General features: G+C 61.4%; 18 protein-coding genes. 9 read left to right on the forward strand and 9 right to left on the reverse strand.

Annotated features, from left to right (window positions below):
• Nucleotides 1-53: 53 nt before the first annotated feature.
• The 6 genes from J3D60_RS18365 to J3D60_RS18390 form a co-directional block, all read right to left on the reverse strand.
• A complete protein-coding gene (locus J3D60_RS18365) occupies nt 54-878 on the reverse strand; it encodes an ABC transporter permease (protein WP_017739612.1) in 825 nt (274 codons plus the stop codon).
• Between the two features lie 12 nt (nt 879-890).
• Nucleotides 891-2138, reverse strand: a complete 1248-nt coding sequence (locus tag J3D60_RS18370; protein WP_027605900.1) for an ABC transporter permease — start codon at nt 2136-2138, stop codon at nt 891-893.
• A 94-nt stretch (nt 2139-2232) separates the two neighbouring features.
• A complete protein-coding gene (locus tag J3D60_RS18375; RefSeq protein ID WP_065925381.1) occupies nt 2233-3273 on the reverse strand; it encodes an ABC transporter substrate-binding protein in 1041 nt (346 codons plus the stop codon).
• Between the two features lie 43 nt (nt 3274-3316).
• Nucleotides 3317-4429 carry an ABC transporter ATP-binding protein gene (locus J3D60_RS18380; RefSeq protein ID WP_028618154.1) on the reverse strand — a complete coding sequence of 371 codons (1113 nt, stop codon included), beginning with the start codon at nt 4427-4429 and terminating at the stop codon, nt 3317-3319.
• A gap of 225 nt (nt 4430-4654) precedes the next feature.
• Nucleotides 4655-5284, reverse strand: coding sequence for a response regulator transcription factor (locus J3D60_RS18385; protein ID WP_027605903.1), 630 nt, complete (start codon nt 5282-5284; stop codon nt 4655-4657).
• Between the two features lie 18 nt (nt 5285-5302).
• A complete protein-coding gene (locus tag J3D60_RS18390) occupies nt 5303-7297 on the reverse strand; it encodes a transporter substrate-binding domain-containing protein (protein WP_253492271.1) in 1995 nt (664 codons plus the stop codon).
• Nucleotides 7298-7374: 77 nt separating this feature from the next.
• Between J3D60_RS18390 and J3D60_RS18395 the strand changes: the two genes are divergently transcribed.
• The gene (locus tag J3D60_RS18395; protein ID WP_253492273.1) at nt 7375-8355 is read left to right on the forward strand and encodes an alpha/beta hydrolase family protein; all 981 of its coding nucleotides are present in this window, start codon (nt 7375-7377) and stop codon (nt 8353-8355) included.
• 134 nt (nt 8356-8489) lie between these two features.
• Here J3D60_RS18395 and J3D60_RS18400 read toward each other — a convergent pair whose 3' ends face one another.
• The 3 genes from J3D60_RS18400 to J3D60_RS18410 are packed head-to-tail and all read right to left on the reverse strand — an operon-like array spanning nt 8490 to nt 10955.
• Nucleotides 8490-9257, reverse strand: a complete 768-nt coding sequence (locus J3D60_RS18400) for a TerB family tellurite resistance protein (protein ID WP_027605906.1) — start codon at nt 9255-9257, stop codon at nt 8490-8492.
• A 1-nt stretch (nt 9258) separates the two neighbouring features.
• Entirely contained in the window at nt 9259-9933 is a 675-nt protein-coding gene (murU, locus tag J3D60_RS18405) for an N-acetylmuramate alpha-1-phosphate uridylyltransferase MurU (protein WP_027605907.1), read from the reverse strand.
• Nucleotides 9930-10955, reverse strand: coding sequence for an aminoglycoside phosphotransferase family protein (locus tag J3D60_RS18410; RefSeq protein ID WP_141156143.1), 1026 nt, complete (start codon nt 10953-10955; stop codon nt 9930-9932). Before J3D60_RS18410 ends, murU begins: the two co-directional genes overlap by 4 nt.
• Before the next feature lie 130 nt (nt 10956-11085).
• On the opposite strand from J3D60_RS18410, the gene J3D60_RS18415 reads away from it, so the two are divergent.
• The 8 genes from J3D60_RS18415 (at nt 11086) to J3D60_RS18450 (ending at nt 20891) form a co-directional block, all read left to right on the forward strand.
• A complete protein-coding gene (locus J3D60_RS18415) occupies nt 11086-13899 on the forward strand; it encodes an LPS-assembly protein LptD (protein WP_141156144.1) in 2814 nt (937 codons plus the stop codon).
• Nucleotides 13874-15214, forward strand: coding sequence for a peptidylprolyl isomerase (locus tag J3D60_RS18420; protein ID WP_027605910.1), 1341 nt, complete (start codon nt 13874-13876; stop codon nt 15212-15214). Before J3D60_RS18415 ends, J3D60_RS18420 begins: the two co-directional genes overlap by 26 nt.
• The gene (pdxA, locus tag J3D60_RS18425) at nt 15211-16200 is read left to right on the forward strand and encodes a 4-hydroxythreonine-4-phosphate dehydrogenase PdxA (protein WP_065938234.1); all 990 of its coding nucleotides are present in this window, start codon (nt 15211-15213) and stop codon (nt 16198-16200) included. The genes J3D60_RS18420 and pdxA overlap by 4 nt, the downstream gene beginning before the upstream one ends.
• Entirely contained in the window at nt 16197-17009 is an 813-nt protein-coding gene (rsmA, locus tag J3D60_RS18430; RefSeq protein WP_065925389.1) for a 16S rRNA (adenine(1518)-N(6)/adenine(1519)-N(6))-dimethyltransferase RsmA, read from the forward strand. Before pdxA ends, rsmA begins: the two co-directional genes overlap by 4 nt.
• A 103-nt stretch (nt 17010-17112) precedes the next feature.
• On the forward strand, nt 17113-17493 hold the full coding sequence (apaG, locus tag J3D60_RS18435) for a Co2+/Mg2+ efflux protein ApaG (protein WP_027605913.1): 381 nt from the start codon (nt 17113-17115) through the stop codon (nt 17491-17493).
• Entirely contained in the window at nt 17493-18344 is an 852-nt protein-coding gene (locus J3D60_RS18440; protein ID WP_065938233.1) for a symmetrical bis(5'-nucleosyl)-tetraphosphatase, read from the forward strand. The genes apaG and J3D60_RS18440 overlap by 1 nt, the downstream gene beginning before the upstream one ends.
• 9 nt (nt 18345-18353) lie before the next feature.
• Complete coding sequence (glpE, locus tag J3D60_RS18445; RefSeq protein WP_065925391.1) at nt 18354-18683, forward strand: thiosulfate sulfurtransferase GlpE; 330 nt, start codon at nt 18354-18356, stop codon at nt 18681-18683.
• 285 nt (nt 18684-18968) lie between these two features.
• Nucleotides 18969-20891 carry a PrkA family serine protein kinase gene (locus J3D60_RS18450; protein ID WP_003194732.1) on the forward strand — a complete coding sequence of 641 codons (1923 nt, stop codon included), beginning with the start codon at nt 18969-18971 and terminating at the stop codon, nt 20889-20891.
• Nucleotides 20892-20947 lie beyond the last annotated feature (56 nt).

A 20947-nucleotide genomic window follows, 5' to 3' on the forward strand; every position in this document is an offset into this window, starting at 1 on the left:
TTCAGGCGCTGAATGGTCAAAGCCCCCCTGTGGGAGGGGGGCTGTACTGGTCTTTAGACCTGGGCCGTGCGCAGTTTCTCGCTACGCCCACGCAGCCACTCCAGGGTCAGCAACAGCAACACCGAGAAGGCGATCAGCAAGGTCGCTGCCGCCGCAATCGTCGGGCTGAGGTTTTCGCGGATGCCGCTGAACATCTGGCGCGGCAGGGTCGCTTGCTCGGGGCCGGCGAGAAACAGCGTCACCACCACCTCATCGAACGACGTCGCGAAGGCAAACAGCGCGCCGGAGATCACCCCCGGTGCAATCAACGGCAAGGTTACCCGGCGAAACGCCGTCAAGGGCGAGGCACCCAGGCTGGCCGCGGCCCGTACCAGGTTATGGTTGAAACCCTGCAAGGTCGCCGACACGGTGATGATCACAAACGGCACCCCAAGCACCGCATGCACCACGATCAGCGAGAAGAAACTGTTGCCCAGGCCCAGTGGCGCAAAAAACAGGTAGCTGGCCACACCGATAATCACCACCGGCACCACCATCGGCGAAATCACCAGGGCCATCACCAACGCCTTGCCGGGGAAATTCCCACGGGTCAGGCCGATCGCCGCCAGTGTGCCGAACACCATGGCCAATACCGTGGCGGCCGGGGCGACGATGATGCTGTTCTTCAACGCACGCATCCATTCCGCCGAGGCGAAGAAATCCTGGTACCAGTGCAGCGAGAAGCCTTGCAACGGGTACACCAGGAAACTGCCGCTGTTGAACGACAGCGGGATGATCACCAGCACAGGCAAGATCAGGAACAACAGGATCAAGCCGCAGAGGATCCGCAAGCTGTAGAACCACACCCGTTCCACCGGTGACATATAAGGGCTCAACATCGCAAGGTCTCCTCAGCTCAGGCGCAGGCGGCTGGCGCCCACCAGCCGGTTATAGATCAGGTACAGCACCACGGTCGCCAGCAGCAGCAAGCCGCCCAACGCCGTCGCCATGCCCCAGTTGATGCTGGTGTTGGTGTAGAAGGCCACGAAGTAGCTGACCATCTGGTCGTTCGGGCTGCCCAGCAGTGCCGGGGTGATGTAGTAACCAATCGCCAGGATGAACACCAGCAGGCAGCCGGCGCCGACACCGGCATACGTCTGTGGGAAGTACACGCGCCAGAAACTGGCGAACGGGTGACAGCCCAGGGAGATCGCCGCACGCATGTAGGTGGGCGAAATGCCTTTCATCACGCTGTAGATCGGCAAAATCATGAACGGCAGCAGGATATGCACCATGGAGATGTAGACCCCGGTACGGTTGAACACCAGCTCCAGGGGTTTGTCGATCAGGCCCATGCCCATCAGCGCACTGTTGATCAGCCCGCCGGATTGCAGCAGCACGATCCACGCCGCCACCCGCACCAGGATCGAGGTCCAGAACGGCAGCAACACCAGAATCATCAGCAGGTTGCTTTTGCGCGCCGGCAGGTTGGCCAGCAAATACGCCAGCGGATAAGCCAGCAGCAGGCAGATGGCGGTGATCACCAGGCCCATCCAGAAGGTGCGGGCGAAGATGTCCAGGTAGATCGCCTGGTCCGGGGTGGCCGGCGCCACTTCGCCGAGGTCGTCGATGCGGTGATCGACGGCCGCCAGCAGGTAGAACGGTGTCAGGCTGCTGGTATTGCGCCGGATCGCTTGCCAGTACGCCGGGTCGCCCCAGCGTTCGTCGAGGTTTTCCAGCGCTTCTTTATAAGAGCCAGGCGCTTCGGTAAACGGCAGCGCCCGCGCGGTTTTGGTCAGCAGGCTGCGATAGCCGGCCAGTTCCATGTTCAAGCGTTTGGACAGATCGCCCAGGGTCTGGTTTTTGCGCGCCTCGCCCAGGTCTTCACTGAGGGCCTGGTACACCGGCTCACCCGGCAGACCACGACCGTCCCAGGCCGTCACCGCCACCACGGTACGCGGCAAGCCGCCTACCACTTCCGGGTTGCCGACGCTTTTAAACAGCAGCGCAACAATCGGCACCAGGAACACCAGCAGCAAAAACAGCACCAGCGGCGCAATCAAGGCCTGGGCCTTCCAGCGATTGAGCCGCTCGGCACGCGCCAGGCGCTGCTTGAGGGTGGGGCTGTTGACCTCGTTCGAGGGAACGGCGATGGCCATGGCTGACTCCGAATCTTGAAAATGAATGCAATCTTTCACACACAAGAAATCCCTTGTGGGAGGGGGCAAGCCCCTCCCACAGGGATATGCAGTGTTACTTGGCAGCCCAGGAGTTGAAGCGCTGCTCCAGCTGCTCGCCGTTATCCGCCCAGAAGCTCACGTCGATCTGCACCTGGTTGGCGATGTTTTCCGGCGTAGTCGGCATATCCTTGAGGATGTCCTTGGCCAGCAACGGTACGGCTTGGGTGTTGGCCGGGCCGTAGGCGATGTTTTCCGAGTAGGTCTTCTGCTGCTGCGGCTGCACCGAGAAGGCGATGAATTTCTTCGCCGCTTCGGCACGTTCCTTGGACAGGCCTTTAGGGATGGCCCACGCGTCGAAGTCGTAGATGCCGCCGTTCCACACCACTTTCAGGTTGCTTTCTTTTTGCACCGCGGCGATGCGGCCGTTGTAGGCCGAACTCATCACTACGTCACCCGAGGCAAGGTATTGCGGCGGTTGTGCGCCGGCTTCCCACCATTGGATCGAGGGCTTGAGTTCGTCGAGTTTCTTGAACGCACGGTCCTGGCCATCTTTGCCGGCCAGCACTTTGTACACGTCCTTCGGTGCAACACCGTCGGCCATCAAGGCGAATTCCAGGGTGTACTTGGCGCCCTTGCGCAGGCCGCGCTTGCCCGGGAATTTCTTGGTGTCCCAGAAATCCGCCCAACTGGTTGGCGCAGACGCCAGTTTGTCCGCGTTGTAGGCCAGAACGGTCGACCATACGAAGAAGCCCACGCCGCACGGCTGGATCGCGCCCTTCACGTAGTCGGCGCTGTTGCCAAACAGTTTCGGGTCCAGCGGCTCGAACATGTCTTCGTCACAGCCACGGGACAGTTCCGGCGACTCCACCTCCACCAGGTCCCAGGACACGCTCTTGGTGTCGACCATGGCTTTGACCTTGGCCATCTCACCGTTGTACTCGCCGGCGACGATCTTGCCGTTGCCCGCGCTTTCCCACGGTGCATAAAAAGCCTTGACCTGTGCAGCCTTGTTTGCACCGCCAAAGGACACGACGGTCAGGTCCGGGCCAGCCATGGCCTGTGTCGCGCCCATCAAGCTCAGGGCCAGGACGGAATATTTCAGGGATCTCAACATTGTTGTTCTCTCCACGTGCAGGGTTGGTGAAGCCATGGGGCGATCAATTCGCCTCTAGAAGTGGGTCGAGTGCGCGAACGTGCTCGACTTGCCAGCCAATCGGTACCACGTCGCCGACCGCCAGGGCCGGGTCCAGCTCGGCGATCGGTTGTTTCACAAAAAAATCGGCCTTGCCGCAGACTTCCAGGCGCACACGCACGTGGTCGCCCAGGTAGATGAATTCCGCCACCCGCCCGGAGAAACGGTTGACGCAGCTTTCACTGGAGCCATTGAGGCTGACACGCTCAGGGCGCACCGACAGGGTCACCGGGCCGCCGACCTGGCCGACGTTCACCGCCAGCGCCTCGACCTTCTCGCCGCGCGCCAGCTCCACCACGCAGCGCTCGCCGGTGTGGCTGTGCAGGCGGCCATTGAGGCGGTTGTTTTCACCGATGAAGTTGGCGACGAAGGTGTTCTTCGGCTCCTCATACAAGGTACGTGGCGCGGCGATCTGCTGGATCTCGCCCTGGTGGAACACCGCCACGCGGTCGGACATGGTCAAGGCTTCGCCCTGGTCATGGGTCACGTACACCACGGTCACGCCGAGTCGCTGGTGCAGGTGCTTGATCTCCATCTGCATGTGTTCGCGCAGTTGCTTGTCGAGGGCACCGAGGGGTTCGTCCATCAGCACCAGTTGCGGCTCGAACACCAGCGCCCGGGCCAAGGCCACACGCTGTTGCTGGCCGCCGGACAGTTGCGCCGGGTAGCGCTGGGCGAAGGCATCGAGCTGGACCATGCTCAGCACGCGTTTGACCCGCTCGCTGATATCGGTCTTGCTCAAGCCCCGCACCGACAGCGGGAACGCGAGGTTCTCCGCAACCGTCATGTGCGGGAACAGCGCGTAGTTCTGGAACACCATGCCGATGTCGCGCTTGTGCGGCGGCACGTTGTTGATCGAGCGTCCGGCCAGCTGGATTTCACCGGCGGTCGGCGTTTCGAAGCCGGCCAGCATCATCAGGCTGGTGGTCTTGCCCGAACCGGAAGGCCCGAGCAGGGTGAGGAACTCGCCCTTGCGAATCTCCAGGTTGAGGTCTTTGACGATCAGGTTCTCGCCGTCGTAGCTCTTCTGCACGCCACGAAAGCTGACCAGCACATCATTTGAATCCACCTCGCTCATACCCGCACCTTTGTATTTTGGACTGCTGTGGCACAAGCGTAGTCCAGGCGCGAGACCCCGGAAATCGGGGGCCAGGAGAGAATGGCATCAGCCGGATGGAAGGTTTGGGGTAGGGATCGCCCTACACGGATGGCGGGGATGGGACAGGGCAGCTGCAAGAGGCGAGCTGCACGCGGCAAGAATGGGTTCGGCGGTGTTTTGGGGGTGTCGTTATTGGGTATGTGGTTAGAGGAGCTTGTGCTCCATGGCGTACTTCACCAGCTCGGCCAGGGAGGTGATATTGAGCTTTTGCATCAGCCGCGCCTTGTGGGTGCTGATGGTCTTGCTGCTCAACGCCAGTTGCTGGGCGATGTCATTGACGTTGGCGCCCTGGGCCAGGCGCTCGAACACTGAGAACTCCCGCTCAGACAGCAGCGAATGCAAGGGCCTTGAATCCGTCAGCCCGACCTCGAAGACCATGCGATCCGCCAGGTCCGGGTCGATGTAGCGCCCGCCGGCCGCGACCTTGCGAATCGCCATCAGCAGCAGCGCGGGATCGCTGTCCTTGGTGGCGTAGCCCGCCGCGCCCACCTTCAAGGCGCGGGCGGCCATTTGCGCCTCATCGTGCATCGACAGCACCAGGATCGCCGGCGGATTGCTCAGCGCCCGAATGCGCGCGATTGCTTCCAGGCCATTGACGCCAGGCATCGAGATGTCCAGCAACACCACCTCGCAAGGCACATGGCGCAAGGTCTCGAGCAACTGCTCGCCATTACTCGCCTCCCCCACCACCAGCAGGTCCTTGGCCAGGCCGATCAATTGCTTGATGCCTTCACGAACGATGGTGTGGTCTTCGGCTACCAGTACACGGATCACAAGGGCTTCCTCTTATCGTCATGCATCCAACGGCACCGTGACACTCAGGGTGGTGCCCTCGCCCAATTGACTGTCCAGGCTCAGTTGCCCGCCCATGATCAGCACGCGCTCGCGCATCCCCACCAGGCCAAACGATACCGGGCGCCCCTGGGCCTGGACGAAACCGACGCCATCGTCGCTGATGGTCAGGCGCAGGTCGGTGCCTTCCACCGCCAGGGTCAGTTCGACAGTATGCGCCTGGGCATGGCGCATCACATTGGTCAGTGCCTCTTGCAGGATACGGAACAGGCCGATGGCCTTGGCATCGCTCAAGGCCGGCAGGTTATCCGGCACTTGCACCAGGCAGGGAATCTGCGTGCGCGCTTCGAAACGCCGCGCCTGCCATTCGATGGCCGAGGCAATCCCGGCGTCGAGAATCGGCGGGCGCAGCGCCGTCGCCACGTCCCGCACCAACTGGAACAGTTGGGCGATCAGGCGCTTCATGCTGTTCAAGCGCTCGTGCAGGCCAGGATCCAGTTGCGCATAGGACAGCTCGCACATGGAGGTTTCCAGCTTGAGCACCGTGAGCATTTGCCCGAGTTCGTCGTGCACTTCCCGGGCGATGCGGGCTTTTTCTTCTTCGCGCACGGTTTCCAGGTGGGCGGACAACTCGCGCAGTTGCGCCTCACTTTGCATCAGGGCGGCCAGGGTGCGACGCAGTTCGGTGACATCGTTCAAGTAGACAACCAGGTATTCGGCCTCGGCAAATCGCACAAAGCTCAAGGACACGTTGGCCGGCAGGATGCTGCCATCGGCGCGCAAACAATCGGTGGCGAAATTCTGCGGCCCCTCCTCGCTGGCCCGTGCGCGCTTCCACAGGTTGAGCCAGCGGTCCATATCCAGGGTCGGGTCGAGGTCGACCAGCGGCCGTTCGATCAGAGCACCGGGCTCGTAACCCAGCATGCTCTCGGCCGCACGATTGGCGTAGCGCACGTGGCTGTCCCAGTTGACCCACAGGATGCCGACGGTGCTCTGGTCGATGGAAAACTGCGTCAAGCGCAGCGCTTCGGCACCGGCGGCACGGGCGGCGCTTTCTTCGCGGGCAGCCAGCAGGTCGTGCTCCAGCACACGTTGCTGGCGGCGCTGCCAGAACACCACGGCCAGGCTGGCGAGCAGCAACAGGCCGAGCAGCAGGCTGAGGTTCTGCCAGAGGCCTTTGGATTCGGATAAACGTGGGTATTTGGGTTGCAGCCAGCGACTGTGCAGTTGATCCAGGTCGCGGGCCGGGATCGCGCTCAGGGCACTTTCCATGATGCCGGCCAGTTCCGGCCAGTCCCGGCGCGTGGCAACCCGCAGCAATTGCGGCAGGCCGATGTCCCCGACCACCGCCAGCCCGCTGAACTCGGCCTCTGCGGACAAGCGGCTTAATTGCGCTTCATCCACCACGGCATAACGCGCCTGCTGGCTGACCAACAGCTGCAAGGCCTGGCGCTCCATGGGCACGCCTTGCAGGTTGAGGCCGGGATAGGTACTGCGCAGGTAATCGGCCACGGCGCTGGGCATGCGCACGGCAACCCGGGATTGATCGTCGAGCTTCTCCAGCTCCACGGCACCACCGCCCTCGCGGATGCCGACAATGTGTTGAGGCACACGCATATACGGGTCGGTGAACTGCCACAGGCGCAAACCGGCTGGGGTTTGCTGCAGGCCAGGGGCAATGTCCACCTCGTCATCGCGTACGGCCGCCTCCAACTGCTCCTGATCAGGGAAGTTGCGCCAGGTCAGCTCGATGTTCAGCGCCTTGGCCAGCCACTGCATCAACTCGACATTCGCCCCGGACAAGCGCTGCAGGCGTCGGTCGTATTGCGCGTAAGGCGCCTGCAACACCACGCCCACCCGCAGCTCCGGGTGCCGGGCCAGCCATTCGCGCTGCGGCGCATTCAGCTGCGCCTGCGGTGTGGCGGGCGCGGGGGAAGCGTTTGCCATCAAGGCAAGGCACAAACAGCCGATAACCAGCAGACAGCGAAAACCCATGATCCACGTCTCACATCACTGACAAATACTGACCAACCCATTAGGCTGCTGGAATCACTTCTGGCCGGAAATCAACGATGTCCTATCGAAACCGTTCGGCACTGCCTGCATTGTGCCTGTCACTGCTGTTTACCAGTGCCTTTTCTGTGCAGGCTGAAGACGCACCGGCACCGGCGGCCGAAAAACCCGTCGAACGCCAACCCCTGCCCGAGCGTAGCCAGGAAGAGGCCGCCGCCCTGGAACGCAAAATCCCGCAGCAAGAGCAGCAACAGTTGCAGGCCGGCAGCGATTCCTTCCTTGCCCTGTGGAAACCCGCCAACAGCGCCGAACCCGAAGGCGTGGTGATTATCGTACCCGGCGCCGGCGAAAATGCTGACTGGCCGCAAGCAATCGGCCCGTTACGACGTAAATTGCCGGATGCCAATTGGGGCAGCCTCAGCCTGTCGTTACCGGACGTGAGCATGGACACCCTGCCGCCGCGCGTCATGGAAGCGCCCAACGCCACCGTCGACACCAGCAGTAAAGACGCGAGCACCGCCGACAAGCCGATCGAACAAGCCGCCAGCGCCGAGGCGGAAGGCACCGACCCGGCGGTGGTCCCGGGCGCCGACGAGCAGGACAAGACCGACGCCTCGCGCATCTTTGCGCGTATCGATGCCGCCGTGGCTTTTGCCCAGACCCAGAGCGCACGCACGGTGGTGCTGGTGGGCCATGGCACCGGCGCCTGGTGGGCGGCGCGTTACCTGACTGAAAAACAACCCTCCCAGGTGCAGAAGCTCGTGATGGTTGCCGCCCAGACGCCTGCCGGGCGTCATCCGGATGTGCAGCAACTGGCGCCGGCGCTGAAGCTGCCGACGGCGGACGTCTTCTATCAAGACACCGCTCAAGCACGCAACAACGCCCTGGAACGCGCCCAGGCCGCGAAGCGCTTGAAGAATGACGGCTATAAGCAGGTGTCATTGAAGACCCTGCCCGGCAACAGCGCCGCCGAGCAGGAACAGTTGTATCGCCGGATTCGCGGCTGGTTGAGCCCGCAGGCCAGCGCCGATCGAGGATAAGCACCGAACCAATGTGGGAGGGGGCTTGCTCCCGATAGGGGTGTGTCAGTCGACAGATAGGTAGCTGACCCACCCTAATCGTGGGCAAGCCCCCTCCCACATTGGAATGTGTTTATCCGTGAAAATAGTGACCTCTAACGAAAATCCCGGCGCTCGCGAATCAATGAATAGGCATTGTGCAATTCACGGGTGCGCTCGGTCGCCTCACGCACTTGCGCGGGGCTGGCACCACTGCCGGCCACCTTGTCCGGGTGATGACGGCTCAGCAGGCGGCGATAGGCACGCTTGATGACCGACGGCTCGGTGGTAGCGGTCACGCCGAGCAAGCGCAGCGCTTCCTGGTAGGTCGTGCCACGATTGACCAGCGGCTTGCGCTCAGGTGTGTAATCGGCCGCCAACGCCTGGAGCTGTTGCGGCGTCCAGCCCAACCACTTCCCCCACAGGTCGATCAAATCACGCTCGGCGGCGTCCGCCTTGCCGTCCGCCCAGACCATCCGCCAGCACGCCCGCAACACCCCTTCCGCCGCATGGGGCTGGGCCTTGAGCACACGCAGGTAGCGGCGTACACGGTCGGAACCGGATTTGCCGCGGTTGAACGCCGCAATCGCGCGGCGCTGGGCCGACTCGGTCATGTCCAGTGAGCGCATTTCCTGCCGCGCCTGCTGAATATGCCCGTCCACCACACGCCCGTTGCTTTTGGCCAGGCGCCCGAGCAACACAAACAATAACTCGTCATTGCGTAAAGCCGGACGCCCGCCCAAGCGCTCGCGCAACTGTGCCCAACTGTGCAGTTGCAGGCGGCGATCCAGCGCCTGCCCCAACAGCGCCCCCAACAAGGCCCCCGGAATACTGGCAATGGCAAAGCCAGCCCCGGCGCCGATCAGCGTCCCTGGCCACAACATGCTACTGCCCCGCTGTCAGCAGGGTTTCGACGTGCGCCAGGCGCTCCAGCGTGCCGACATCAATCCAGCGTCCCGCCATGTGTTCCCCCGTTACCAAACCTTTCGCCATGGCCGCACGCAGCAGCGGCGCCAGCTTGAAGGCACCGGCGCTGCAACCCTCGAACAGCCGGGGGTCGAGCACTGAAATGCCACTGAAGGTCAGGTTATCGGCACCGGGCGCCGCATCATGAAGCAAGCCCTGATCAAGGTAGAAATCACCGCCCGAGGGGTGATGTGCCGGGTTGTCGACCATCACCAGATGAGCCAGGCCCTTGAGCGGCTGCTTGAGGCGGGTGAAGTCGTAGTCGGTCCAGATATCGCCATTGACCACCAGGAACGGCTCATCCCCCAGCAACGGCAGCGCCTGGAAAATCCCGCCGCCGGTTTCCAGCGGTTCGCCCTCCGGGGAGTAGCGGATACGCAAGCCGAACTGCGCGCCATCCCCCAGGTAGCGCTCGATCTGCTGGCCGAGCCAGGCATGGTTGATCACCACATCGGTAAAGCCGGCCTTGGCCAGCGCCTCCAGGTGGTACTCGATCAGGCGCTTGCCGCCGGCCTGCACCAGCGGCTTGGGGGTGTGCAAGGTGAGCGGACGCATCCGCTCGCCTTTACCGGCGGCCAGGATCATGGCCTTCATAGGCTGACCTCTGCAGGTTGGCGCAGGCTGGTCAGTAACTCAGCCAGCTCGCTCAACTCCGGACGATCGGCCAGCACCGCTTCTATATAAGCAAAGAAGCGCGGTACATCGGCCAGGTAGCGTGGCTTGCCGTCGCGATGGCAAATGCGCGCAAAGATGCCGATGACCTTGAGATGGCGCTGCACGCCCATGAGATCGCTGGCGCGCAGGAAGTCTTCGAAATCCGGCTGTACCGGAATGCCGACCTGGGCCGCACGCTCCCAATAGCCGCGTTGCCATTCGCGCACGCGGGCCTGGGGCCAACTGAGGAAGGCATCCTTGAACAGGCAGGTGATGTCGTAGGTGACCGGACCATACACCGCATCCTGGAAATCCAGCACGCCAGGGTTCGGCTCGCTGATCATCAGGTTGCGTGGCATATAGTCGCGGTGCACCAGCACTTTGGGTTGCGCCAGGGCACTGTCGATCAGGTGATCGCTGACACGCTGCCAAAGTGCCTGCTGCCGAGTATCCAACTCGATACCCAAGTGTCGGCGCACGTACCATTCGGGAAACAATTCGAGTTCACGGCGCAGCAAGGCGACGTCATAGCTGGGCAGTGGTGCGTCCATCGGCAACTGCTGAAAAGCCAGCAAGGCGTCGATGGCATCGGCAAACAATTGATCGGCGTTTTCGTCGGTTATCACGTCCAGGTAGGTTTTTCTGCCCAGGTCATTGAGCAAAAGAAAGCCTCGCGGCAAGTCCTGTGCATAAATTTTCGGAACATTTATTCCCGAAGTGGAGAGCAAATACGCGATATCGACGAAAGGTTTGCAGTTTTCCTGGGGAGGCGGAGCGTCCATTACCACGAACGTACGACCGCCGCCGTCCCAGCGGAAATAGCGCCTGAAACTCGCGTCGCTGCTGGCCGCGGTCAATGTGGCCGGGGGTACGGCACCCCAGCCTTGAGCGTTGAAAAGGATCGGCAACTGCTCATCCAGCCAGACTTCCAGCTGTTGTAAACGTAGATCTTGCTCGGGCATTACAAGGGTCTCCGACGGCGCTAGCCGTCAAGCGGGGCATGCTTTATTATCACGCATCTTTTTCAGACCATCGAGAGGCGTGCGGCCCAAACCGCGGGCAGATGGCACGCAGGAAGCCCGGACTAATAAGATGGCATTGAAATCCCCCGCGTTTCGTAGAAAATTTCCGTTGCTGGTAACCGGCAGTCTGCTGGTCATGCAACCCTTCGCCACCTCATTCGTGGTCGCCGCGGAACAGTATGACTGCTCAGTCTCTGCTTCGGGTGCCTGGGACTGCGCGCCCAAGACCGCCGCAGCCCCCTTGCCACCGCGCCCAGTGCATGACGGTGCAGCCGTCAGCTCGGCCAACAGCACGGCGCAGGCCGACGCTGGCGGCAGTGCCGAAGCCGAGCCGAAGACCGCACTGGTCACCGAGTCCAAGGGCCGTGGCCTGCGTTCGCGCAGCGCCGACTACAGCCACTTGGACTGGGTGCCTCGTGAAAAGTTGACCGCAGCCCAGCTGGCGGAAACCGGTCCTTACTGCGGCGGTGCGTACATCGAGCCAACGCGTCCTGGCATGAACGACAAGACGAACAAGAGCGATGCGCCCACTTTCATCGGTGCCAAGGCCTCTCGTTACGAGCAGGAACAACAAGTCGCAACCCTGGCCGGTGACGTCGTCATGCGCCAGGGCAGCATGCAGCTGGAGTCGGAAGAAGCCAGCCTGTACCAGGCCGAGAACCGTGGTGAGCTGAACGGTAACGTGCGACTGCGCGACAACGGTGCATTGATCGTCGGCGACCATGCCCAGGTTCAACTGGACACCGGCGCGGCGCAGATCGACAACGCCGAATACGTGCTGCACAAGTCGCGTATCCGCGGTAACGCGCTGTACGCCAAGCGCGCCGAAAACGCGATCATCCGTCTCAAGGACGGTACGTACACCACGTGCGAGCCGGACAGCAACGCCTGGCAGCTCAGGGGCAACAACATCACGTTGAACCCGGCCACCGGTTTCGGTACGGCCACCAACGCGACGTTGCGGATCAAGAACATTCCGATCCTGTACACCCCTTACATCTACTTCCCGATCGACGACCGTCGTCAGTCCGGCTTCCTGCCACCGAGCTTCAGCACCGGCGGCGAAACCGGCTTCACCCTGGTCACGCCGTACTACTTCAACCTGGCACCAAACTACGATGCCACGTTGTACCCGCAATACATGACCAAGCGCGGCATGATGATGGAAGGCGAATTCCGCTACCTCACCAAGTCCAGCGAAGGCCAGTTCGGCGGCGCGTACCTGAACGACGACAACGACGAACGCAAGAAGCAGACCGACTACGAAAAAACCCGCTACATGCTCAATTGGCAGCACAAGGGCGGGCTGGATTCGCGTGTACTGACCCAGGTCGACTACACCAAGATCAGCGACCCCTACTACTTCCAGGACCTCAAGTCCTATCAGGAAGGTGTCGAGAGTCGGGACTTCGTCAACCAGCAGGGCTCGGTGGCCTATCGCGGCGACTCGTTCCAGGCGCGCTTGAATGTCCAGGCTTATCAGCTGGCGACGATTTCCCAAACCACACCTTATGACCGCCTGCCGCAGATCACTTTAAATGGGCAGTTGCCGTTCCGCCCAGGTGGATTGAAGTTTACCTACGATACCGAAGCAGTTCGGTTTGAACGAAGCCTGGAAACCGGCAACTTCATCAATGAAGATGGTGGTACCGAGCGCCGCCTGGACACCTACGTAACCGGCCTGACCCGTGCAAACGGTACTCGCCTGAACGTAGCACCCGCCGTCGAATACCCGATGAACTGGACCTACGGTTTTGTGACGCCGAAGCTCAAGTACGTCTACACCAAGTACGATCTCGACCTGGACAACAAGGGCAAGAACGACATCATCGCTGCACAGACAGCAGCAGCGAATGCCGGCACCCAGTACGCAGGCGGCTCCTTCAAGAGCTCCCAGGACCGCGCGATTCCGGTGGCCAGCCTCGACAGCGGCCTGTATTTCGACCGCGATACCAACTGGTTTGGCACAAACTATCGCCAGACCCTTGAGCCGCGCGCGTTCTACCTGTACGTGCCGAACAAGGACCAGTCCGATATCCCGATCTTCGACAGCAGCGAGTATGCGTTCAGCTACGCGTCCTTGTTCCGCGACAACCGCTTCAGCGGTACGGACCGTATCGGCGACGAAAACAAGCTGTCCCTTGGCTTGACCAGCCGCTGGATCGAAGAAAACGGCTTCGAGCGTCAGCGCGTATCCGTGGGCCAGGCGCTGTACTTCAAGGATCGTGAAGTTCAATTGCCGGGCATCCTCGCCGCCGACCGTGCCGATTCGCAGTCCGACGTATCCCCGGTTGCCCTGGACTACGAGTTCCGCTTCAACCGTGACTGGCGCGCCACTGCCGGTTACAACTGGGACACCGAGGAGCACAGCCCTCGCTCCGGCAGTGCGATGCTTCACTACCAGCCGGAGAACGACCCGAACAAGATCATCAACGTCGGTTATCGCTATCGTAACGACCAGGTCGTCTACAACCAGCTGACCGGCAAATGGCAGTTCGGTGGCGACTACGGCACCCCGGGTTCGGCGAACTACGTGAAGGATTACTACAAAATCCAACAACACGATTTCTCGATGATGTGGCCGATCATTCCCCAGTGGAACCTGATCACCCGCTGGCAGTATGACTACGCTCGCAACCGTACCCTGGAAGCCTTCGGTGGTTTCGAGTACGACAACTGCTGCTGGAAACTGCGCGTCATCAACCGTTACTGGGTTTCCAACGACGAATACAGCCAGATCGCCCCGCTTAACGAAAAGGGTGACCACGGGCTCTTCCTGCAGATCGTCCTCAAAGGACTCGGCGGCCTGACCGGCGCCAAGGTAGAGAGCTTCCTCGACAAAGGCATTGAAGGTTATCGTGAACGTGAAGACCAAGCTTTCTGATTGTCTGCGCCCGCTAGTGCTGGGCGCGCTGTTCCTGGGCACCGTATCGGCTCACGCTGCGGTTCAGCAACTGGATAAAGTAGTGGCCATCGTCGATAACGACGTGATCATGCAAAGCCAACTGGACCAGCGCGTCAAGGAAGTGCAGCAAACCATCGCCAAGCGTGGCGGTGGCGTGCCACCTACCAGCGTGCTGGACCAGCAGGTACTGGAACGCCTGATCGTCGAAAACCTGCAACTGCAGATCGGCGAGCGTTCCGGCATCCGTATCTCGGACGAAGAACTGAACCAGGCGGTCGGCACCATCGCTCAGCGCAACAACATGAGCATTGATCAATTCCGCGCGGCCCTGGCCCACGACGGTCTTTCGTATGAAGACGCCCGTGACCAGATCCGCCGCGAAATGATCATCAGCCGTGTGCGCCAGCGTCGCGTTGCCGAGCGGGTCCAGGTATCCGAGCAGGAAGTGAAGAACTTCCTGGCCTCGGACCTGGGCAAGATGCAGCTTTCCGAAGAACTGCACCTGGCTAATATCCTGATCCCGACCCCGGACAGTGCCAACTCCGAGCAACTGAATGCGGCAGCGGCGAAAACCCAGGCTATCTATGATCGCCTGAAAGCCGGTGCTGACTTTGCCCAGATGGCCATTGCCCAGTCCGGCAGCGACAACGCCCTTGAAGGTGGTGATATGGGCTGGCGTAAAGCGGCTCAACTGCCACCTCCGTTCGACCGTGAACTGAGCGCCATGGAAGTGGGTGGCATCACCCAGCCAGCCCGTACCCCAGGCGGCTTCATTATCCTGAAGTTGCTGGAACGTCGCGGTGGCGAGACCTCGCTGAAAGACGAAGTGCATGTTCGTCATATTCTGGTCAAACCAAGTGAAATCCGCACCGAAGCCCAAACCAAGGAACTGGCCCAGAAGATCTATGACCGCATCGAAAGCGGTGAAGACTTCGCCACCCTGGCCAAGAGCTTCTCGGAAGACCCGGGCTCCGCCCTCAACGGCGGCGATCTGAACTGGATCGACCCCAAAGCCCTGGTGCCCGAGTTCCAGCAGGTAATGGCCGATACTCCGCAAGGCGTACTGTCCAAGCCGTTCAAGACCCAATATGGCTGGCATGTACTGGAAGTCCTTGGTCGTCGCGCCACCGACAACACCAGCCAGGCCCGCGAGCAGCAGGCGCTGAACGTACTGCGTAACCGCAAATACGACGAAGAGCTGCAAACCTGGCTGCGTCAGATCCGTGACGAAGCCTACGTGGAAAACAAGCTGCCAGGCGCCGAGCAAACAGGCACCGACCAGGCAGCTCCGTGAAACCCCAGCGTTTCGCCGTGACACCCGGCGAGCCGGCCGGCATTGGTCCAGACCTGTGCCTGCTGCTCGCCTCGCACCCCCAGCCGCACCCCCTGATTGCCATTACCAGCCGCGACCTGCTCCTTGAGCGGGCCGCGCAGCTGGGTGTGGTCGTCAATCTGCTGGACGTGGCACCGGGCAACTGGCCCGACCTGCCGGCGCCCGCCGGCAGCTTGTATGTGTGGAACACCCCGCTGCAAGCCAGGGTCGTTGCCGGGCAACTCGACAAGGCCAACGCGGCGTTCGTCCTGGAAACCCTGACCCGCGCGGGGCAAGGCTGCATCGACGGCGACTTCGCCGGCATGATCACCGCACCGGTCCACAAGGGCGTGATCAACGAATCGGGGATTGCGTTTTCCGGCCACACCGAGTTCCTGGCCGAGCTGACCAACACCGCTCAAGTCGTCATGATGCTGGCCACACGCGGCCTGCGGGTCGCCCTGGTGACCACGCACCTGCCATTGCGCGACATTGCCGACGCCATCACCGCCGAGCGTGTGGAACGCGTTACGCGCATCCTGCATGCCGACCTGCAACAGAAATTCGGCATCGCCCAACCGCGCATCCTGGTCTGCGGGCTCAACCCCCACGCCGGCGAAGGCGGCCACTTGGGCCATGAAGAAATCGACATCATCGAACCAACCCTGGAGCGTCTGCGCCAAGAAGGCATGGACCTGCGTGGCCCATTGCCAGCAGACACTCTGTTTACCCCCAAATATCTGGAGCACTGCGACGCAGTGCTGGCGATGTACCATGACCAGGGGCTGCCCGTGCTGAAGTACAAAGGCTTCGGCGCCGCAGTCAACGTGACACTGGGCCTGCCGATCATCCGCACCTCCGTCGACCATGGCACCGCCCTGGACCTGGCAGGCAGCGGAAAGATCGATACCGGCAGCCTGCACGTGGCCCTGGAAACCGCCTATCAGATGGCCGAGACCCGTATATGACCGAGCATTACCAACACCGGGCGCGCAAGCGCTTCGGGCAAAACTTCCTGCACGACGCTGGCGTGATCGACCGTATCCTGCGCTCCATCCATGCCAAGCCAGAAGACCGCCTGCTGGAAATCGGCCCGGGCCAGGGCGCACTGACCCAAGGCTTGCTCGCCAGTGGCGGCCAACTGGACGTGGTGGAACTGGACAAGGACCTGATCCCGATCCTCAACCAGCAGTTCGCCGGCAAGCCCAACTTCAACCTGCATCAGGGCGATGCATTGAAGTTCGACTTCAATACCCTCAACGCCGCGCCTAATAGCCTGCGTGTGGTGGGTAACCTGCCGTACAACATCTCCACACCGCTGATTTTCCACCTGCTGAACAACGCCGGGATCATCCGCGACATGCACTTCATGCTGCAAAAAGAAGTGGTGGAACGCCTGGCTGCCGGCCCTGGTGGTGGTGATTGGGGCCGATTGTCGATCATGGTTCAGTACCACTGCCGCGTCGAACACCTGTTCAATGTCGGCCCGGGTGCGTTCAACCCACCACCGAAGGTCGACTCGGCCATCGTGCGCCTGGTGCCTCACGCCGTGCTGCCACACCCGGCCAAGGATCACAAATTGCTGGAACGCGTGGTGCGTGAGGCGTTCAACCAGCGCCGCAAGACCCTGCGCAACACACTCAAGGCCCTGCTGAGCAACGCCGAGATCGAAGCAGCCGGCGTCGACGGCAGCCTGCGCCCCGAGCAACTGGACCTGGCCGCGTTCGTGCGCCTGGCCGACCAGCTTGCCATCCAGCCTGCGCCAGTCGCCGACTGAAACACCCAGGCATGGCCAGACACATGTCTGGCCTAGTGCCCACCTCTTGGCCTAGACTGATCCGCATCTGCTGTCCTCCGCTTTTGCTTTTAAGGCCTCTTGCATGTCCGATCCTCGCTACCAGATCGACGTCAGCGTCGTCACCCGCTTCCTCGCGGACCAATCGCAACCTGAACAGAACCGCTTCGCCTTTGCCTACACCATCACGGTGAAAAACAACGGCCAGGTGCCGGCCAAGCTGCTGTCACGCCACTGGGTGATCACCGACGGTGACGGTCAGGTCGAGGAAGTTCGCGGCGCAGGCGTTGTCGGCCAACAACCGTTGATCGACATTGGCGCCAGCCACACTTATAGCAGCGGCACGGTAATGACTTCCAAGGTCGGCACCATGCAAGGCTCGTATCAGATGAAAGCCACTGATGGCAAACTGTTCGACGCCATCATCAAGCCTTTCCGCCTCGCCGTACCAGGCGCCCTGCACTGATGGCAACGTACGCGGTCGGCGACCTGCAAGGCTGTCTGGAGCCCCTCAAGTGCCTGCTTGAACGGGTGGCCTTCGATCCGGCGAACGATCGCCTGTGGCTGGTCGGCGACCTGGTCAATCGCGGCCCCGAGTCCCTGGAGACGCTCCGTTACCTGTATAGCCTGAGGGACTCCCTGGTGTGCGTACTGGGCAACCATGACCTGCACCTGCTGGCCGCCGGCAATAACATCGAGCGTCTGAAAAAGGGCGATACCCTGCGCGAAATCCTCGAAGCGCCAGATCGCGCGCCACTGCTTGACTGGCTGCGTCGGCAAAAGATCATGCATTACGACGAAAGCCGCAATATGGCCTTGGTCCATGCCGGTATCCCGCCGCAGTGGACGCTGAAAAAAGCCCTCAAGTGCGCCGCCGAAGTCGAAAACGCCCTGGCCGATGACAGCCTGTACACCGCCTACCTCGACGGCATGTATGGCAACGAGCCAGTGAAGTGGGACAACGACCTCACTGGCGTCGCCCGCCTGCGGGTGATTACCAACTATTTCACACGCATGCGCTTCTGCACCGCCGAGGGCAAGCTGGACCTCAAGAGCAAGGAAGGCGCCGACACGGCACTGCCCGGCTACAAACCATGGTTTGCCCACAAGGAACGCAAGACCCGCGACACCAGGATCATCTTTGGTCACTGGGCAGCCCTTGAAGGCAAGTGCGAGGAACCTGGCGTGTTTGCCCTCGACACCGGCTGCGTATGGGGCGGCGCCATGACCCTGATGAACATCGACACCGGCGAGCGTCACGGCTGCCAGTGCCCACCCACTCTTCCCGTTACCCTGCCGGCTGCAGCCAGGCCATAGGAGCCCGCCATGAGCGAATTCAAACGTATCCCTCCCGAACAAGCCCAGGCCCTGCGCGAGCAAGGTGCAGTGGTGGTCGATATCCGCGACCAGCCTACTTACGCCGCCGCCCATATCGCTGGCGCCCAGCATCTGGACAACGTCAACATCGCCGATTTCATCCGTGCCGCCGACCTTGATGCACCGCTGATCGTGGCCTGCTACCACGGCAATTCCAGCCAGAGCGCAGCCGCCTACCTGGTCAGCCAGGGCTTCTCCGACGTCTACAGCCTGGACGGCGGCTTTGAGCTGTGGCGTACGACGTATCCTGCAGAAATTGCCTCCGGCGATTCGCAATAATTTTTTTCACACCCCGCTACCCCGCGTGACGCTTGGGCTCGCGCCGTTTCTGACGAACGGCGCAGCCAAACTAATTGCGCATCGCGCCTTGCCCTCTCAGATTCCGAACTATCCTTAAGCGCAGGCCATCCGAATCAGGGGAGAGCCGGTACACCGGCGTACGGGTCATCGGTAGCGTTTCAGGGTGTTCTGGGGGGAAAACAGCCATTGGCGTTCGTCAATGACTGCCAGCATCGACTGATAGATCCGGCGTCGGCTCCACGTATCGAGCGAGGTGACGACGTCATGAGTATTTTCAGCCACTTCCAACAACGCTTCGCGTCCACACAGCAGGAAGAACTCACGCTGCAAGAGTATCTCGAGCTGTGCAAGCAGGACCGCAGCACCTACGCATCTGCCGCCGAACGCCTGTTGTTGGCGATTGGCGAGCCGGAGCTGGTGGAAACCGCCAATAATTCGCGCCTGTCGCGAATATTTTCCAACAAGGTGATCCGCCGCTATCCGGCCTTTGAAGACTTCCATGGGATGGAAGAATGCATCGACCAGATCGTCTCCTACTTCCGCCACGCCGCCCAAGGCCTGGAAGAGAAGAAACAGATCCTCTACCTGCTCGGCCCCGTGGGCGGTGGTAAATCGTCCCTGGCCGAAAAACTCAAGCAACTGATCGAGAAGGTGCCCTTCTACGCCATCAAGGGCTCACCGGTCTTCGAGTCGCCCCTGGGCCTGTTCAACGCCACGGAAGATGGCGCGATCCTCGAAGAAGACTTCGGCATCCCACGACGCTACCTCAACACCATCATGTCGCCCTGGGCCACCAAGCGCCTGGCCGAGTTCGGCGGCGATATCAGCCAGTTCCGCGTGGTAAAACTCTACCCGTCGATCCTCAACCAGATCGGCGTGGCCAAGACCGAACCGGGCGATGAGAACAACCAGGACATTTCGGCGCTGGTGGGCAAGGTCGATATCCGCAAACTGGAGGAATTCCCGCAGAACGACGCCGACGCCTACAGCTACTCGGGCGCCCTGTGCCGGGCCAACCAGGGCCTGATGGAATTCGTGGAAATGTTCAAGGCGCCGATCAAGGTGCTGCACCCACTCCTCACCGCCACCCAGGAAGGCAACTACAACAGTACCGAAGGCCTGGGCGCGATTCCGTTCACTGGGATCCTGCTGGCCCACTCCAACGAATCGGAATGGCACACCTTCCGCAACAACAAGAACAATGAAGCCTTCATCGACCGGATCTACATCGTCAAAGTGCCGTACTGCCTGCGGGTCAGCGATGAAATCAAGATCTACGACAAGCTGCTGTTCAACAGCTCGCTGGCCAAAGCCCACTGCGCACCCGACACCCTGAAAATGCTCGCCCAGTTCACTGTGCTGTCGCGTCTGAAGGAGCCGGAAAACTCGAATATCTATTCGAAGATGCGCGTGTACGACGGCGAGAATCTCAAGGACACCGATCCCAAGGCCAAGTCGATCCAGGAATATCGCGACACAGCGGGCGTGGATGAAGGCATGAACGGCCTGTCGACGCGCTTTGCGTTCAAGATCCTGTCCAAGGTCTTCAACTTCGACCCCCATGAGATCGCGGCCAACCCGGTGCACCTGCTGTATGTGCTGGAGCAGCAGATCGAACAGGAACAATTCCAGGCCGAAACCCGCGAACGCTACCTGCGCTTCCTCAAGGAATACCTCGCGCCGCGCTACATCGAGTTTATCGGCAAGGAAATCCAGACCGCGTACCTGGAGTCCTACAGCGAGTATGGCCAGAACATCTTCGACCGTTACGTGCTGTATGCGGACTTCTGGATCCAGGACCAGGAATACCGCGACCCGGAAACCGGCGAAATCCTCAACCGCGTAGCCCTCAACGAAGAATTGGAGAAGATCGAAAAACCCGCCGGGATCAGCAATCCGAAGGATTTCCGCAACGAAATCGTCAACTTCGTACTGCGTGCCCGCGCCAACAACAACGGCAAGAACCCTACCTGGCTCAGCTACGAAAAGCTGCGGGTGGTCATCGAGAAGAAAATGTTCTCCAACACCGAGGATCTGCTGCCAGTCATCAGCTTCAATGCCAAGGCCAGCAAGGAGGACCAGCAAAAACACAACGACTTCGTCACACGAATGGTCGAGCGCGGCTACACCGACAAACAGGTACGACTGCTCTCCGAGTGGTACCTGCGGGTACGCAAATCGCAGTAAGGCAGCGATGGGCGTCCACTGCCAGGTCATGGGCCTGGCAGTGGACCGCTTGTCTC

Source organism: Pseudomonas sp. S3E17 (genome assembly GCF_024168685.1).
GTDB classification, from domain to species: domain Bacteria; phylum Pseudomonadota; class Gammaproteobacteria; order Pseudomonadales; family Pseudomonadaceae; genus Aquipseudomonas; species Aquipseudomonas marginalis.

Bases quoted from the DNA above. Each gene is read 5' to 3' on its own strand.
- J3D60_RS18365 (WP_017739612.1), bottom strand. From the start codon at position 878: ATGTTGAGCCCTTATATGTCACCGGTGGAACGGGTGTGGTTCTACAGC.
- J3D60_RS18370 (WP_027605900.1), bottom strand. From the start codon at position 2,138: ATGGCCATCGCCGTTCCCTCGAACGAGGTCAACAGCCCCACCCTCAAG.
- J3D60_RS18375 (WP_065925381.1), bottom strand. From the start codon at position 3,273: ATGTTGAGATCCCTGAAATATTCCGTCCTGGCCCTGAGCTTGATGGGC.
- J3D60_RS18380 (WP_028618154.1), bottom strand. From the start codon at position 4,429: ATGAGCGAGGTGGATTCAAATGATGTGCTGGTCAGCTTTCGTGGCGTG.
- J3D60_RS18390 (WP_253492271.1), bottom strand. From the start codon at position 7,297: ATGGGTTTTCGCTGTCTGCTGGTTATCGGCTGTTTGTGCCTTGCCTTG.
- J3D60_RS18395 (WP_253492273.1), top strand. From the start codon at position 7,375: ATGTCCTATCGAAACCGTTCGGCACTGCCTGCATTGTGCCTGTCACTG.
- J3D60_RS18400 (WP_027605906.1), bottom strand. From the start codon at position 9,257: ATGTTGTGGCCAGGGACGCTGATCGGCGCCGGGGCTGGCTTTGCCATT.
- murU (WP_027605907.1), bottom strand. From the start codon at position 9,933: ATGAAGGCCATGATCCTGGCCGCCGGTAAAGGCGAGCGGATGCGTCCG.
- J3D60_RS18410 (WP_141156143.1), bottom strand. From the start codon at position 10,955: ATGCCCGAGCAAGATCTACGTTTACAACAGCTGGAAGTCTGGCTGGAT.
- J3D60_RS18415 (WP_141156144.1), top strand. From the start codon at position 11,086: ATGGCATTGAAATCCCCCGCGTTTCGTAGAAAATTTCCGTTGCTGGTA.
- rsmA (WP_065925389.1), top strand. From the start codon at position 16,197: ATGACCGAGCATTACCAACACCGGGCGCGCAAGCGCTTCGGGCAAAAC.
- apaG (WP_027605913.1), top strand. From the start codon at position 17,113: ATGTCCGATCCTCGCTACCAGATCGACGTCAGCGTCGTCACCCGCTTC.
- J3D60_RS18440 (WP_065938233.1), top strand. From the start codon at position 17,493: ATGGCAACGTACGCGGTCGGCGACCTGCAAGGCTGTCTGGAGCCCCTC.
- glpE (WP_065925391.1), top strand. From the start codon at position 18,354: ATGAGCGAATTCAAACGTATCCCTCCCGAACAAGCCCAGGCCCTGCGC.
- J3D60_RS18450 (WP_003194732.1), top strand. From the start codon at position 18,969: ATGAGTATTTTCAGCCACTTCCAACAACGCTTCGCGTCCACACAGCAG.